The organism is Rhodohalobacter sp. 8-1, from assembly GCF_038150125.1.
Taxonomy (GTDB): domain Bacteria; phylum Bacteroidota; class Rhodothermia; order Balneolales; family Balneolaceae; genus SW132.
Genome location: NZ_JBBVMF010000017.1, coordinates 74,752 through 91,904 on the forward strand (window position 1 = coordinate 74,752; position 17,153 = coordinate 91,904).

Sequence of the window (17,153 nt, forward strand, 5' to 3'; positions counted from 1 at the left end):
CTACGGGTGATTTTTAATAACGCTCTATTCACTTTCGTCTGGTGAATACGCATACACCCCAATCACAGTTCCCACAAAACCGCCGGCTTTAACTGTACTAAGAATGGTGCCGTCGGCATCTTCCTGCAATACCTGCCAGTCATTTTCATTCACAGCGTATGAAAAGTCGTAGTCAGGCCCACGGGCATTAATTTTTAGGTAAATTTCGTTGGTTGTTGTCTCCTCCAGTATGTCTGAGGCTATCACTTGTTTGTCATCACCTTCTGACTTTTCGAGAAAGATTTCTTTTTGTCCGCGATCATTCAGGGTCACCCCCAGGATGTAGTAATAGTGGTCTCCCTGGATTGCGACAAGACCGGCCGTATCTCCTGTATTTTCAGGATTGAAAAGCATTTTTGTGGAAGCTGTAGCGTAGGCGTGCTGCTGACGACGTCCCACAAAAGATGGATTTTCAAGGGAGCTGATTTTTTCGGGCCTCGCTTCAATACTCAGAAACCCATCGTCTGTTAAGTTCCACCATTTATCTTTCGGTGACCGTATCATTGTCCAATAATCAGCAAGCTGGAGGGCATCAAAATTATCAGTATATGAAAAGTTACCATGTTGCGGAGGGTTTTGGGGGGCAGTTTTGGGAAGGTCAGGTCGTTCGTGTTTTACAGGCACGGCTTCATCTCCTTCAAGAATCACCGGCCAGCCCTCTTTCCAGGTTACGGGCAGTAAAAATGTTTCTCGCCCTGTATTAAAATGGGTGCCGTCGTAGGGGCGTACACCAAGAAAAACAGTCCACCATTCACCATTTTGAGTTTCAACCATATCGGCGTGTCCTACATATTCAACCGCAAAATCCCTGACGGGAGAAAGATGGCGCTGTGTAAGGATAGGGTTATTTTCATAAGGCGTGAAGGGCCCAATCGGGTTGTCTCCTTTCAGTACAACCTGTGAATGATTGGGGCCGGTTCCGCCCTCGGCGGCATGCAGCACATATTCGCCATCTACTTTCATGATGTGTGGCCCTTCAATCCAGATTGGCTGCTGGGTGATGTCAACACCGCCATTAATGATCATTACCGCTTCACCGATACTTCGATTTTTTTCTACATCATACTCCCGAATCCAGATAGCACGATGGCCCTCATAGGTCGATCCGCCTTCAGGAGCATCATTATTCAGTACGTAAGCTGTTCCGTCGTCATCAAAAAAGATGGACGGATCGATACCACCCACATTATCCAGCCATTTAAGATCAGACCACTCACCGGTCGGGTCATCTGTGGTGACCATAAAATTTCCGCCTGCATCAACCAAAGTGCTCAGTACATAAAATGTACCGTCGTGATATTCGATTGTTGGAGCAAATATGCCCCTCGACAGGCCAAGTCCGTTTACAGGAAGCTGGGACGGACGGTTGAGGACATGACCGATTTGACGCCAGTTCACCAGGTCTGTGCTGTGAAAAATTGGAATTCCGGGGTAATAACTGAATGAAGAGTGAACCATGTAGTAGTCGTCCTCAACACGAACAATGCTTGGATCTGGGTAGAACCCTGCATTTACAGGATTGATATATTCATCTTCACTAATGGTAAGATCCTTATATATCGGGTCGTTTCCTTCATAAGTAAACCAGTCGAATTGTGCGACTGAGCCCGACCGTGTGTTTTGAGGAGAAGAGCAGGCACTGCTGATTATGCAGAGTGTAATAAGAACAGATAATAATTTCATGAGAGTCGGATTTAATTGTAAGGGTGTTACATCAAATCATTTTAGGCCTTCAGTATTTTAAACTCTCAGAGAGCTTAAAAAAACACGCGAATTATGTTGAATGAAGCTGTAACCAAAACGGTCTTAGAATAATCTTTTAAAGAACTGTTATAATACTTGAGCAAAATTTGCCCAATATCTTCTGTGTTAGTCACCTTTCAACTCCAAGATCTGATGGCCTGAATATAAAAATCAGTGTATTAAAACGAATGGCTATTACGTCTTTTAAGCTTTTAATCCACTAAAAAAGAACAGGCAAATAAGAGCAATAATTTGTTCTTAAGATTGCACAAGAAATTATTTTTCCTTATTTAAGTGTATAGATTACGTTTATAAATAACAACAAAATTTGCAGAAATTGGAAAGCGCTCTACAAGAATAGTAGCAATCTCCAAACCGGGTATTTATTCCTTGTTTAATTTTTGATAACATGAAAAAAAACATACTTCTATTTTTGAATTTGGCCCTGTTTTTATGTTTTCAGGTGTATGCACAATCGCCCTCCTCGAAAACGTTTGTGAACCCGGTAATTCCGGGTGATCATCCCGATCCGACTCTGACCCAAATTGGTGAGTATTTTTATAGCTCCGGGTCTTCATTTAATCCTACTCCAAAAATCTACCGGTCCACTGATCTTGTGCACTGGGAGGTGATCGCCCAGCCGGTTGATGCGTCATGGGGACAATACGGTGATCAGCCGGGCGGCGGGGCCTGGGGCGGTCATACTGTTTATCACAATGGCAAGTACTGGCACTTTTTTGGGAGGGGAGGAGGAGCAATGTATTTTGTAACGGCAAGTTCTCCCACTGCTGCCTGGAGTGATCCAGTTCAGCTTCAAAGGTTTGGAAACCTGCCGCCTTTCGGAGTCGATAATTCTATTTTTATTGATGAAGACACCGGCAGGTGGTATCTGCTTACAAAGGCAGGTCACGAAAATAATCACATTGTTGAACTGGGAGAGGACGGGCAGCCGACAGGTAACTTCCTGGATATAACCTGGCTGAATCCGAATTCAGAAAATAATCCTTATGGATGGGCAGAAGGTCCGGTAATGTGGAAACACGACGGAACGTACTACTATAGTTTTGCGGAACATTTAGTGGGACAGCAATATGTGATGCGCAGCAATATTCTCACCGATAATGAAGCTGACTGGGAGGTAATGAACGGATCAATGTTCCAGGGATCCCGCGGAACTTTTGACAGGCCAAACCATATCTCACCGGCCATTACACTTGAAGATGGTACAAGCTGGGTGATTGGCCACAGCTATCACAATAGCAACAACTGGCAGGCACAGGGACGACAGGGGTTGCTGATTGAAGTAAAGTATGAAGATGGATGGCCCATTATGCAGTATCCTCCAACTGGTGAAACCGAGGCTCCGGATTTACCGAATTCAGACGATATTTCGTGGATGGTTCCAAAATCCGATATGTTTAATGCAGCCACGCTGAATCCGCAATGGTCGGTATTGGGCTACACGCCTGACAACAGAATCTCATTATCAGAACGCGCCGGCTGGGTCTATCTTGAACCGTACAATGACTATACCACACTCATTCAAAACGACGGGGAGCATCAATACTCGGCAATCACCCGTGTTGATTTTGAAGCGGATTCCGACGCAGACCAGGCAGGGTTATGGATTGTAAATGGGCCGGAAAACCTTTTTGTGAAAGTGTATAGCTCTGCGGATAATACCGGCGATGATGTTCTTGGGATCAGTTTTGATGACATCGTTTATGAAGTAGAAAACACACTGGGCTCTGTTGTGTGGCTGAAGCTCATACGAAATGATCACTTCGTGTCCGGCTATTACGGCGACGATGGGTCGAACTGGATCCAGATTGGTGATGCAATCAATGCTATTGAAATAGGGCGTCATCAAAACGATTTCAATAATTTTACCGGTAATCAGCAGGGAATATTTGTTGAAGGGAAAGCGGCTTTTTTTGATTCCTATATCTATCGGGATGCATATACTGATATAATGGCAAGAAATCCTGCGAACTTTTCAGGGGTTAGGCCGTCAGACTCAGGCTCTTACCTTGGTTCCATCAGCAATGGCGACTGGGCGATGTATGCCGGCCTGCAGTTCGGTACATCAATGCCTTCTTCTGGAGTGGATTACCAGAAAGCTGCACGGCAGGTCACTATCACAGCGGCCAGTAATGGACACAACGGAACTGCGGAGGTCTGGCTTGGGGATATCGAGACAGGCGAGAAAATTGCCGATGTTCAAATTGAAGATAGTGGTGGCAATACCAGCTTTGATACCTTTAACGCCGCTACATCCAGAGAAGTAACAGGAAGTCATGACGTGTATCTGCGGTTTGACGGAGCTGAAGGCGTCAGTGAGCTTTTCAGAATTCAGAGCCTGACTTTTTCTACTGAAGTTACCACTTCGAATGAAGAAACTTCGGATAGGACACTGCCCAATAGTATCCGGCTGAGTCAAAATTACCCGAACCCTTTCAATCCCGGTACAGAGATCCGATTTCAGTTGCCGGAAGCAACCGATGTGCGACTTAACGTATTTGATATGCTTGGTCGTAAAGTGGCAACGCTTGTAGACAGCCGAATGGCAGCGGGTGAGCACCGGGTGAGTTTTGACGCATCAAACCTTTCGAGCGGCATTTACATTTATCGCCTCCGTGTATTCCGTAGCTCTGGCGGTGCAGGACAAGCAGGGGGTGAGGTACAAACCCGGAAGATGACGGTGATTAAGTAGTAGATTAACTTGGTTGCACATGAATCAAGCTGGCAAAACTGATAGCCTCCCGGTGTCGGTCTTGTCAGATAGCAAAAAGTGGAAGCGAAGCATGAAAAGAGTCATCTAAAAAAGAATATCATAATGAAAAATACAGATATAAAACCCCTTCTATGATGTCAAAAATGTGGAAAATACTTTTAAATTCGCTATAATTTAGTGAAGGTCATTTGCTCTTTTTGCTCATCAATTGAACAAAGTTGGTGGGAATAGATACAATCTTTTAACTGATCTATAAGGAGGGATAATAATTCAGTTTATGGTTCTTTAAGGGTGTGTTTTTGGGATGGCAGGATTCAGCTATCGTCTAAACTTCATTCTATCAATATTGGGTGTCTACCGCACAACAATCTAAATGAAATAGGGGTGTTTAAATGAAGAAGATCAAAGAGTCATATAAATTCATTATCGCATTAGTTACTACCATTTTTCTGATTAATGCACAGTCTGTAGCTCAGCAAAATCGAGTTATCATACATGCCGACCAGCCGGTAAGTGAAATCAGCAAGCACATTTACGGACAATTTGCCGAACATCTTGGCCGCGGTATTTACGGCGGCATTTGGGTTGGGGAAGATTCTGATATTCCCAATACTGAAGGATACCGAAATGACGTGCTGGAAGCACTAAGAGATCTCGACGTACCCAATGTACGCTGGCCCGGCGGCTGTTTTGCTGATGAATACCATTGGCGAGATGGCATTGGTCCGAAAGACGAGCGCCCGGTGCGGATCAATACCCATTGGGGAATGGTAGAAGAAGACAACAGCTTTGGCACCCACGAGTTTCTGCGATTTATGGAGCTGATTGATGCTGAACCGGTTATTGCAATGAATTTAGGAAGCGGAACGCCAAGGGAGATGGCTCAATGGCTGGAATATTTGAACTATGATGGAGAAAGTACACTCGCCAACTTACGGCGTGAAAATGGGCGGGATGAGCCCTGGGGAGTAAAATATATCGGCGTGGGAAATGAAAGCTGGGGCTGTGGCGGAAACATGACGGTGGAATATTATGCAGACCTGTATCGCCGATATGCCACTTTTACGAAAGAATACAGCGGTCATGAATTGTATCGTGTGGCAAGCGGCTGGTCCGATGACCAATATGGCTGGACCGAACATATGATGCAGGAAGCGGCGGGTATGATGGAGGGTATTTCGTTACATTACTACACAATACCCACCGGAAATTGGTCAGCCAAAGGCTCTTCTGTTGATTTTGACGAGGAGCTTTATTTCGCCGGTATTCAACGGGCAGCTTTTATGGATGAATATATTCAGGGCCATTCAAACCGAATGGATAAATTTGATCCCGAAAAAAATGTAGATCTGGTGGTGGATGAATGGGGTATCTGGACCGATCCACTTCCCGGAACCAACCCGGGGTTTCTGGAGCAGCAAAATTCTCTTCGCGATGCGCTTATTGCCTCTATTACTCTGGATATTTTGAATAAACACAGTGATAGGGTACGGATGGCCAACATAGCCCAAATGGTAAACGTACTGCAGGCAATGATTTTGACCGAGGGTGATCAGATGATCAAAACGCCAACCTATCATGTGTTTGACCTGTACCGTATCCACCACGATACAAATTTGCTATATACGCACGTACAGAATATGAACGCGTATGAATTTGGAGGCGAATCGATTCCCGTGGTGAGTATGACAGTTTCAGCCTCCGAAAACGGAGCCATCAATATTACGCTTACTAACAAAAACCCGGATCAGTCTGAAGAGATTGAGCTTGAATTTCGAGGCGGGCAGATCAGTGAAATTATAGAAGCCAGGACTCTGACAGGCAGCAGGGTTAACTCGGTAAATGCATTCAGTGATCCGGAAAACGTAATCATTACTGATTTCAGCAATTACAGCCTGGATGGTGATATTTTGAGAGTGACCCTGCCATCGAAATCGGTTACATCTATCGTTTTACAATAGTTTTGTGAAGAGTAGCTCGGATAATTTTAAAACAATAAACCAGAGTTCAGTACTGAATTAAGGATAATCTTTTCCCCTCCTTTGCAAGCAGGGGCTGGGGGTGGTTGCGGTACTTTGGTCAAGTCCGAATTCAATAAGTTTGGCAACTTTATTCTTTTAGATAGTCATCCACTTTAAAAACGATTATGAATTAACCCGGATTATTCACGATGATAAGTGTAATCCAATGTAATGCACTAAAAATATTACACATATATAAAATGGATAGTAGTCCAAATTTGGGCTACATGTATTGCGGCGAAATTTTGTCGGGAGCTTCGTTGTATAGAAAAAATCGTACTCTGAGTACGTCAGGTACTCTTCCGCCGCTTTTCTCCCTACGCCTTGCTCCCGACAAAATTTCTTGGTGAATAATCCGGGTTAAACTATTCAAATAACGAAAACCACAAACTGAGGAGATAAACTATGAAGTTTTTTATTGATACAGCCGACTTAAACGAAATTGAAGAAGCGAATGACCTTGGTGTACTCGACGGGGTTACCACCAACCCAAGTCTGTGCATGAAAGTGGGAGTAAAGGATTTTGAGGGGCATATTGCTAAAATCTGCAATATTGTTTCGGGCGATGTTTCTGCTGAAGTTATCTCCACCGAATATGATGAAATAGTGGAAGAGGGGAGGAAATTCGCAAAAATTGCGGATAATGTTGTCGTGAAAGTGCCGCTGATCAAAGAGGGCATCAAAGCGATCAAAACACTCTCGTCAGAAGGAATCAAAATAAACTGTACACTTTGCTTCTCTGCATGATTGCTGCTAAGGCAGGTGCTACTTATATATCACCATTTCTGGGCCGTCTTGACGATATTTCCACGCCGGGTCTTGACCTGATAGCAGATATCCGCCTGATATTCGATAACTACGGATTAGAAACGGAAATTTTGGCAGCAAGTATCCGGCACCCTATGCACCTGCTCGAATCTGCTAAGCTGGGGGCCGACGTAGCTACAATGCCGTTAAGTGTTATCGATCAGCTCCTCCTGACTTCCGCTGACGGACAGTGGCCTTGAAAGATTTCTCAGCGACTGGGATAAATTGCAGTCAGAACTGGAAAATGAATAATAGCAAGCCATATAGAATAGTATTTTCCACTCTTTAGGAAATAAAAAACCTCCGCAGGTAAACTCACGGAGGTTTTTTATACTCGTTATCCTGACTCAGAAATGTTACCGGATATGACGGTTAAACAGGTTTTCGAGAAGCTCCTGTTTTCCACTTCTTTTCGCTGGCTCACCTTTTTCTTCAGCAAGGTCGCGGAGGTTTTCCAGTGTAACTGAGCCATTTTCGTACTCCTTACCTTTTCCAGAGTCAAAAGACGCATACCTATCATCACGAAGCTCTTTGTAGAGTGGATCGTTGATGATACTGTCTGCCATAATCAGGCCACGTGCGAAGGTGTCTATTCCGCCGATATGTGCATGAAATAAGTCTTCAAGGTCTGTAGAGTTCCGTCGGATTTTAGCATCAAAGTTTAGTCCGCCGGGGGCGATCCCACCATTTTCCAGAACCACAATCATCGCTTCAGCGGCGTCGTAGAGATCGGTTGGGAAGTAGTCGGTATCCCACCCATTTTGATTATCACCACGGTTGGCGTCGATACTGCCAAGAAGTCCGTTTTCTGCAGCTACGGTAAGATCGTGGGCAAACGAGTGGCTGGCCAATGTGGCGTGATTGGCTTCAACATTGAGTTTGAAATCATCAAGCAGATCCTGCTCTCGGAGAAAACCAATCACTGTAGCAGAATCAAAATCATACTGCTGCTTGGTGGGTTCCATTGGCTTAGGCTCGATAAGAAAATTCCCTTCAAACCCAATTTTCCGGCCATAATCACGAGCAGCCCGCAGGAATGTTCCCATATGGTCTAATTCGCGCCGCATTCGTGTATTAAACAGATGCATGTACCCTTCGCGTCCGCCCCAGAATACATAATTCGCGCCACCCAATTCTACGGTGGCATCCAGTGCGGCTTTTACCTGTGCACCGGCCTGGCACACTACATCAAAATCCGGATTGGTTGATGCGCCATTCATATAACGCGGGTGAGAAAACACATTAGCAGTTCCCCATAGAAGTTTGACCCCTGTTTCTTCCTGCTGTGCTTTCAGTAGCTTTACAATTTCATGCAGGTTTTTTTCAGATTCGGAAACCGAGGATCCCTCCGGCGCAATATCACGGTCGTGAAAGCAGTAATATGGAACTCCAAGTTTGGTGATAAATTCAAACGCGGCATCTACCCTGTGTTTGGCGTTTTCCATTGGGTCGGAGGATTTATGCCATGGATATTCAATTGTTCCGGGGCCAAATGGATCACCGTTCTCATTGAAAAATGTATGCCAGTAGGCTACGGCAAAACGCAGATGTTCCTTCATGGTTTTACCAGCTATCTTACGATTTTCATCGTAGTAACTAAAAGCCATCAGATTATCGGAGTCTGGCCCTTCGTATTCAATTTTGTCGATTTTCGGGAAGTAAGTATTACTCATTATGTTAGGTTTTTAGGTTAAATGACTGATTTTAGTTTTTCGAGCCAGCGTTCGTACGCATCACCGTATGCCGACTGTTTCTTTGCATCTGGTTCAATAACATCAATTTTGTTCAGGCCGCCGAAAGCTTCATTAGCGGAATTATAAATTCCTGCACCAAGTCCCGCTCCTCTGGCGGCACCAGCAGCCCCGTCCGTATCGTAAAGTTCGAGTTCTGCCCCCGTTGTTTGAACAAATGCATCACGAAAGAGCGGGCTCAAAAACATGTTGGCATGACCTGCTTTAACTGTATCCGTTTGCATACCCATCTCTTTCATGATCTGAAAACCATAGTTCAGTGAGAACACAATACCCTCCTGGGCAGCGCGGAGAAGATGGCTGTTGGTGTGGCGATTAAAGTTGAGTCCGTAAATACTGGCACCCACATCTGCATTTTCAAGGATTCGTTCTGCACCATTTCCAAATGGCAGCACGGTTACTCCATCAGCACCAACCGGTATTTTCTGAGCACGGGTATTCATCTCTTCGTAAGAGAGCGATTGGTCAATGGCCAGGTTTTGCCGCAGCCAGCTGTTCAGAATTCCTGTTCCGTTAATGCAGAGCAGCACTCCATACCTGGGATGATTCTGGTTATGATTAACATGAATGAATGTATTTACGCGGGATTGAGGGTCGTAAACAGGCTTGTCTGAGACTCCGTACACAACTCCGGATGTTCCCGCCGTAGCTGCAACTTCGCCGGGATTTAGCACGTTGAGTGAAAATGCGTTATTGGGCTGATCACCGGCTCGGTAGGTCACCCGCGTGCCTTTTGCAAGACCGAGAGTTTTTGCGGCTGATTCTGTTAGCCGGCCGTGTTCTTCAAAGCAAGATTTAGCATCAGGCAGAAGATCTTTTGATATCTGGTAGTAGTCGAGAAGTTCATCGGCAACTGAATTTGTTTTGTAGTTCCAAAAGATCCCTTCTGAGAGGCCGGATTCTGTCGTGCAAATTTCGCCGGTCAGCTTCATCCCGATATAGTCTCCGGGAAGCATAATTTTGTGTATCTGCTTATACAGCTCTGGCTCATTTTCCTGAACCCATTTAAGCTTGGATGCAGTAAAATTTCCGGGAGAATTCAGATATGTTTCAAGGGATGTCTCGCGACCAAGATCATTAAAAGCCCGGTTTCCAATATCGGCAGCACGGCTGTCGCACCAAATGATCGATGGGCGTAACGGCCGTCCGTTTTGATCAACCGCAACAAGACCGTGCATCTGATACGTAATGCCGATAGCAGATATTTGCTCACCATCAATATCGTTTTGCTCAATAAGTTGATGGCTGGCTTTTACGATATGTTCCCACCAGACATCGGGATCCTGTTCAGCCCAGCCAGGTTTATTTGACTGTATTTTTAACTCTTCATTAGGTGATGTCGCGGAACCTATTGTTTTACCTGAATCAGAATCGATGAGTGAAGCTTTGATAGATGAGCTTCCAATATCGTATCCCAATAAGTATGTCTTTTTTGTCATGGTAGTCTTGCTCCTTAGGCCATACTGTTCGTAACCTTGATTGCTCAAACTGAACAAAATAATGCTGGTTTTTAATACATTTTGCTCAAAAAAGATAAGCATTAGAAGCTTGTTTTCCATATCAGGTTTGATGCAATTACATGAAACCTGTAGGGTGCGTCAAATCAAGATCGAATATTATTCTATTCCCACCTGTCATGACTATGATAATGTGTGCGTGTAGGTTAACTGAGTTTTTGAGGTGGGATTGATTTCTACTAGCCTGAAAAGACTTTAAATAGTAGAAAGTAAAAGTACGGGGGATGGGAGGAGCATTGTTTACACTGCAGCAGAAGAGAAATCGGAAAAAGCGGTGCTCATAAAATGAGTATTTTTATAATATACCCGTATGGCTAACCGATGTTGGATAGCCGGGGCGTTTGGTCCTGCAGCTTTTTTTAGACAGTTCATGGCTAAGTGGCTTAGGTTGAAGTTAATGAAGCCGATTACCCATCCACCTTATAACATCTATTTTCCGCTAAGTTTCACGGCCTTTACGCCTCCGAGTCCTGCAGCAACAAAAAGTGTTTTATTCCGGTATGCAACATGATTGGCAGATTGAAAATCATCAAATTTTAGATATCCAAGCAGTTCAACACTCAATTGATCACCGGTGGAATATAGGTTAAGATCTCTGCTTGCTTCGGCTACATAAACGCCGGCTTCACCATTAGAAATAAAGATAATTTCCTCATCGGCCGACGCAGCATTGGATTCTACTGCATTTGGGTTGAGTTCCAGCGCATCTGCATCGGGAACAGGAATTGTTGCCAATAGCTCTCCATTGTTCAAATCGATGAGATGGGTACCTGATTGACCGGCTGCTACGACAGCCAAGTCTCCTTTTATCTCGACCGTATTCTTGGCTTCGGGCGTATCTGCTCCGCTGAAGGGATATTCATGAAGTACCGACCGGTCGCTTTTATCGAGTACATGCAGAGTTCCGCTGCCGGTATTGGGATTCCCTGAAAGCACCACAATCCGGCTATCGTCTGTATCAACCCAGCGGGCATGTGGAATAGGGACAAAATCGATCTGCTCGGTAAGATCTTGGTTTAAAATGGTAAGTCCGGCGTTGCTTCCGCTTGTAATATAAATACTTCCATCTGACTTATGAATACTATTGGCAGCAAAGCCTTGAACACTCACATGAACGGGGTTGTCGTTAATGCTAAAACCGGACACCCCAAATTTACGGGCAACTGAGTTGGTGCCATCGAGTGTAATCGATGGATCATTTGTTGCCTGGGCTATCCAAAGTTGGTTTCCATCCATATACAGAGCATTGGATTTTGCATTGGTAAACTGAATTCCGGATCGGACGCGAATAGCATTTCTTGGGCTGCTGGTGACCTGAATGGCATCAATAGCCCCGATATAATCCGAACCCTGCACGTTATAGCTGACGGCAGCCCGGGCACTGTTTCCAAAAATATCAACCATGGTTGCCTGGGTGATCACTCCGTTCACAACCGGCGCATCAATTTCGGCTATGAGGTTAAGTGTGAAGGAGGGAGGGCCAACTCTTTTTGCCGCCTGTTCTGACGTAGATTGAATCGTAATTTCTTGATCTGTCTCGGTGAGCCGTACCTGCAGCTGGGATTCATTATTTTCAATAGAATATCCGGTATCATCGAACCCATCATTATTAACGCTGCATCCAGCAAACAATAAAAGTATGATAAGAAAAATACTTAACAGGAAAGATGAATAAGGATATTGGGTCATAGCCGGGTAATTATTTGGTGAAAGAATGATCAGTGCGCTGTTTTTAAGCTGTACTTCAGAAAATAGCTTTCTGAAAAGAACGCGTTGTGTGACTATGTTATCGGCAAAAGTGAGATAATTTTAAGAAACAGATGGAAGTGATTATACCGGGGCTTAAACACGCATAAGTTATAAGTTGGATGGCGGTTGACAATCAGCCGGAAGACGTAAACTTTTCTACCCGTTTAGGATCGTCAGGAGTTGTGGCGAGACTGACACCAATTAGCAGGATCAGATTCACAGCCAGCCCGTAAACACCTTCGTGAATAGGCAGAGGTTTCAACTCGGGCATCACCAAAAAGAGGACGCTGACTGCGATGCCGCCAAACAGACCCGCAAGTGCTCCGGCTTTCGTGGCCCGGCGCCAGTAAAACATGGCGTAAATAACAGGAAAGATTTGTGCTACGCCGCCATAGGAGCCCAGTAGTAATGCTACGATTGAAACATCGATAACCACGGCAAACAGGTAAGCAATCAAGCCAATCACAAGCACCGATAATTGAATAAGAAGACGTTCAGTTTTATCAGTGAGGGATGTAAGCTGACTTACCCCATCTCGTATTGCAATTGAAGCTGCGGAGTGTAGAATGGCATCGCCGGACGACATGGAAGCGGCTAGTGCTCCGGCACAAAACAGACCAATGACGACGGCAGGCAGATCAAGAGACATTAAAATTGTTGGCAGAATACTGTCGGCCGGTTGCACGCCCGGAAAGGCTACGACGGCGGAAAATCCAATCAGCAAAATAGGCACAAGGAAAAGAAGAAAGGTGGGATAGAGAACTACACTCAGGCGCATTGTTTTGACATTTTTCGCAGCATAGCTCCGCATAAAAAAATGGGGCCACACGGAAAAACCAACAGCTGAGATGAGCACTGCAGATCCATATTCCCACCAGCTCCAGGGCGAGCCATCGGCGGCCAGTCCGGGCGCTTCGAGCATGACCGTTCGGCCTGATTCCATAATGGCCTCAAACATTGGCCCGATACCCCCATACAGCGTATTTGGCAGGTAAATTCCTAAAACCCAGGCCATCACCATCATAAACAGCCCCTGGAAGGCATTCGACCAGCCGACTCCCATCACGCCGCTGAAATAAACATAGATAAGGACGATGAGATATGTGACGCCGGCTCCGGCCCAGAACGGGATGAGTCCTTCACTGATGACATTCAGCACGTATCCGGCGCCCACCATCTGGAGCGTCAAATAGGGGATGAAGACCACAACGCTGAGAATAGCGAGCATTACGGAGAGGAATGTGCTGTCAAATCGATCGGCGAGGAGTTCCGCCTGTGTGACGTAGCCATATTTTTTGCCGAGCCGCCATGCACGCGGACCAAAGAAGTAGAGCGGGACGATTCCTATCACGCCATATGCGATAATGTAAAATGCAGCTGCGCCGCGAGAGTAGGCCCATCCAGGGCCGCCCAGAAAAGCGAACGAGGAAAAAATGGAGGCACCGAGCACGAAGTAGAGCACAAACAGGTTCATGCTCCGATCGCCGGCCACATAACCGCCCACGCTTTTGGTAATACGAAGAGACGGAATGATACCGGTGAGCAATGAAATTAAGAGGTACAGGCCAACGACAATGAGGATAATGGTGCCGGTTTCCATCAGCTGGGTTCCCCGTTTAAGTCATCATCATGGGAATCGGAAAGGTAAAGCCCAAGCATGGCGGCAAATCCAATAATGACCCAGAAAATAATCCACGCAAATGAGAGCGGAAAGCCGAATATGAGTGGTTTGGCAGAAGAAAACAGTGCGTGCCCCGGCCAGGTAATGGCGAGGGCCGTGAGCAGCATGACGGCAATGAAAAGGAGTCTGGATCGACGCAAGGTCTGACTTTTTTATGAGTTTTCTATCAGAGTTAATAAAGTGCTTTTGAGTGTGAAATGCACGTTGGGATTGGCTTACCTACTCCATTCCAATCCCAACTCCAGACCACCCCTCTTGGTCTCCCCTCCCCACGCCGAAAGACACGGCGCATAGAGGGTAGAAGACAGTTCGGAAATCGTGAAACTCTACTAGGGAGGAGACAGCGATAGAGCGTCCAGCGAGGGGGCAGAGGTGGGTTCCGAGACTGGGAATAGCATATTGGAACGGGACCCACCCCTGAAGAATCCATTACACGCGGATTCATCTGTTCCCTCCGCGGAGAGGAGTAATATCACTACATCCCAGACCGATTCAACTCCCGCATCTCATCAAGCCTGATATTCCCTTCGTAATAGGCTTTTCCGACAACCACCCCGTATAGGTTGTGATTCTGCAATTCCACAAGGTCCTGTAGGTTGGACACCCCGCCCGATGCAATCCAATTGAGCTGAGGAAATCTTTTTTGAAGATCGGCATACATCTCCACATTGGGGCCGCTCAGCATTCCATCGCGGGCGATGTCCGTACTAAGGACGGTTTTCAGGCCTGCATCAATCATTGGGTTGATGAATTCTTCGATGGGTTCATCACTTGTTTTGAGCCAGCCGCCATAGGCCATTTTCCCATCTTTTAGATCGAGACCGAGAATCATCTGCTCCGGATAATCTTCGATCGCTTTCATCCACTCGTCCGTTTTTTTAACGGCCATGGAAGAGCAGATCACACCCGACAGGCCTGCATTAAGCAAAAGGTCGATGTCTTTTCGTGAGCGCACACCGCCACCGGTTTGCACGGAGAGGCCAAGCTCTGAAATGATTGTTTTGATGATGGGCAGATTCTCAAACGATCCGCTCTTCGCCCCATTCAGGTCCACCACGTGAATATGATCGAACCTGGCGGTTTTAAACTTCCGTGCCTCTTCGAACGGGTTGTGGTTGTAAATGGTTTTCTTGGCGTAGTCACCTTTTTGCAGGCGAACGGCCTGTCCGTCGAGAAGGTCGATGGCGGGGATAATTCTCATAAAATTAGAGTGTGTCATTTTAAATCATTTACGATGACACAAATATATGATATTGAAGAGAGGGAATGCAGTGATTATTTGAAAACCTTCAGCTAACAAAAGAATATTCTTGTAACCGGTATGGGATAATAAGTGCTAAAAAAAGATGGGACTATTTCTTTTAGCTCTTATTTTTTTTCACGATCTCAATAAAATTCTGAAGCAGCAGTGATCCTACCTGGCCCGATTTTTCCGGATGAAACTGTACGCCCATAAAGTTATCCTTCGCCACAACTGCTGCAAAATCGTTGATATAGTTACACGAGGCAAGGGTGAAATCGTTAGCCGGAGCGTAATAACCGTGGACGTAATATAAAAATTTCTGGTTGTCGATCCCTGAAATTAGCGGATGTTTCTTTTCAACTCTAAATTGATTCCAGCCCATGTGAGGTACTTTTGCCTGGGAAGAATCAAACTTTTTTAGCCGGCCCGGAATCAGGCCCAGCATATTGCTGTCACCCTCTTCAGAAGACTCATAGAGAAGCTGCATTCCCAGACAGATCCCCAGAACAGGTTTATCCGTGTTCTTGAGCCAGATATCCAGATCGCGCGACCGAAGATCATCCATGGCCGCGCCTGCATGGCCTACACCGGGAAAAATAATTCCATCGGCTTTTTCAAGCTCGTCTTCGTTGTCGGAAATAAAGTACTCCGCCCCAAGCCGCTCTAATGCATTTGCAACGGACGCTAAATTTCCTGCCTGATATTTGATGATGCCTATCATTAATTACTGCCTGTGTAAGTGAATATGTAAGTATTAGAGTGAGAAGTAAAAAGCTAAAAGTGAAAAGCTATTTTCAAAATTTAGACTTTAACTCATTAATTATTCTAAAAACTAAATGAGTATCGTCCCCAAAAGCGAAAAAAAAGTGTAGGCATTCATTCCAGCATAGGGTTTTCGCATCTCACTTTTGCCTTTTCACTACTACTCAGATGGTTCCTTTAGTGGTTGGTAAAATACCCCGAATCCGTTCATTACGGCTAATTGCAAATCGTAAAGCCTTTGCAAAGCCTTTAAAAATCGATTCGATGATATGATGCTCATTTTTTCCGGTTGCTGTAACATGGAGGGTTGCCTTTACGTTCATGGCCAGCGTATAATAAAAGTGCTCCAGCATCTCGGTTGGAAAATCGCCTACGTATTCGCGATTCAGATCCACATTCCACTTCAGGTATGGTCGGTCAGAAAGGTCGATAGCCACCGTTGCCTGTGCCTCATCCATCGGTAAAACAAACCCATAGCGCTGTATACCGGCTTTGTTTTCAGAAATTGCCTGACGTATCGCCTGACCCAGTGCAATCGCGGTATCTTCGATAGTGTGATGTTCATCTACTTCCAGATCGCCTTTACAAGTGATCTTAAGGTCGATCAGGCCATGACGTGCGATCTGATCCAGCATGTGATCAAAAAAGTTGAGGCCCGTACTGATGCTGCTTTCACCTGTGCCGTCCAGGTTGATGGAAACCGATATTTTGGTCTCCTTTGTATCGCGCTTCAGCGTCGCTTTCCGGCTGGGAAACAGGATGGAGCGTGTCAGGTTTGTCCAGCTGTCAGATGTTTCAATGATTTCACCGGACGATTCAAACACATAAGACTCATCTTTTTTTATGATGCCATCAGCCTCAGATTGATCAAACGAACTGTTGTTGATCGATTCATTCTCAATCAATGAACGCTGCTGATCCGTGAGCAAATCTTTTTCAAAACTCAGATCATACTCTGCTTCCTGGAGGTATTTCATACCAAAAAGGGAACCCTCCGGCAACAGGTTTTCATTGCCTGTGTTGAGTGCTGTAGGGTGGATGTAAATTTTCATAAACTTTTTAGTTTTGATATAAAATGATCTCCGCTTAAGAGAATAAATCGTTCA

The 17,153-nt window shown here is 45.4% G+C and carries 11 protein-coding genes and 1 pseudogene; 3 read left to right on the plus strand and 9 right to left on the minus strand.

Annotated features, from left to right (window positions below):
* Positions 1-24: 24 nt before the first annotated feature.
* Positions 25-1,722 (minus strand): glycoside hydrolase family 43 protein, encoded by a 1,698-nt coding sequence (locus AABW11_RS15325; RefSeq protein ID WP_340106006.1) that lies wholly within the window; start codon positions 1,720-1,722, stop codon positions 25-27.
* A gap of 469 nt (positions 1,723-2,191) precedes the next feature.
* Here AABW11_RS15325 and AABW11_RS15330 point away from each other — a divergent pair, with 469 nt between their 5' ends.
* From AABW11_RS15330 to fsa, 3 genes and pseudogenes are all read left to right on the plus strand, one after another.
* Positions 2,192-4,495, plus strand: coding sequence for a family 43 glycosylhydrolase (locus tag AABW11_RS15330; RefSeq protein ID WP_340106007.1), 2,304 nt, complete (start codon positions 2,192-2,194; stop codon positions 4,493-4,495).
* Positions 4,496-4,908: 413 nt separating this feature from the next.
* Entirely contained in the window at positions 4,909-6,477 is a 1,569-nt protein-coding gene (locus tag AABW11_RS15335; protein ID WP_340106008.1) for an alpha-N-arabinofuranosidase, read from the plus strand.
* Positions 6,478-6,942: 465 nt separating this feature from the next.
* Positions 6,943-7,596 (plus strand): annotated as a pseudogene (fsa, locus tag AABW11_RS15340) (fructose-6-phosphate aldolase).
* 104 nt (positions 7,597-7,700) lie between these two features.
* Here fsa and xylA read toward each other — a convergent pair.
* The 8 genes from xylA to hisB form a co-directional block, all read right to left on the minus strand.
* Complete coding sequence (gene xylA, locus AABW11_RS15345; RefSeq protein WP_340106009.1) at positions 7,701-9,017, minus strand: xylose isomerase; 1,317 nt, start codon at positions 9,015-9,017, stop codon at positions 7,701-7,703.
* A 17-nt stretch (positions 9,018-9,034) separates the two neighbouring features.
* Positions 9,035-10,534: a xylulokinase gene (locus AABW11_RS15350; protein ID WP_340106010.1), complete on the minus strand. Its 1,500-nt coding sequence runs from the start codon at positions 10,532-10,534 to the stop codon at positions 9,035-9,037.
* 507 nt (positions 10,535-11,041) lie between these two features.
* Positions 11,042-12,301, minus strand: a complete 1,260-nt coding sequence (locus AABW11_RS15355) for a YncE family protein (RefSeq protein WP_340106011.1) — start codon at positions 12,299-12,301, stop codon at positions 11,042-11,044.
* Positions 12,302-12,494: 193 nt separating this feature from the next.
* The gene (locus tag AABW11_RS15360; RefSeq protein WP_340106012.1) at positions 12,495-13,961 is read right to left on the minus strand and encodes a sodium:solute symporter family protein; all 1,467 of its coding nucleotides are present in this window, start codon (positions 13,959-13,961) and stop codon (positions 12,495-12,497) included.
* Complete coding sequence (locus AABW11_RS15365; RefSeq protein ID WP_340106013.1) at positions 13,961-14,182, minus strand: hypothetical protein; 222 nt, start codon at positions 14,180-14,182, stop codon at positions 13,961-13,963. The genes AABW11_RS15360 and AABW11_RS15365 overlap by 1 nt, the downstream gene beginning before the upstream one ends.
* A gap of 335 nt (positions 14,183-14,517) precedes the next feature.
* Positions 14,518-15,243, minus strand: a complete 726-nt coding sequence (gene hisA / locus AABW11_RS15370) for a 1-(5-phosphoribosyl)-5-[(5-phosphoribosylamino)methylideneamino]imidazole-4-carboxamide isomerase (protein WP_340106014.1) — start codon at positions 15,241-15,243, stop codon at positions 14,518-14,520.
* 160 nt (positions 15,244-15,403) lie between these two features.
* On the minus strand, positions 15,404-16,006 hold the full coding sequence (hisH, locus tag AABW11_RS15375; protein ID WP_340106015.1) for an imidazole glycerol phosphate synthase subunit HisH: 603 nt from the start codon (positions 16,004-16,006) through the stop codon (positions 15,404-15,406).
* Positions 16,007-16,211: 205 nt separating this feature from the next.
* A complete protein-coding gene (gene hisB, locus AABW11_RS15380) occupies positions 16,212-17,099 on the minus strand; it encodes an imidazoleglycerol-phosphate dehydratase HisB (RefSeq protein ID WP_340106016.1) in 888 nt (295 codons plus the stop codon).
* Between the last annotated feature and the right edge of the window lie 54 nt (positions 17,100-17,153).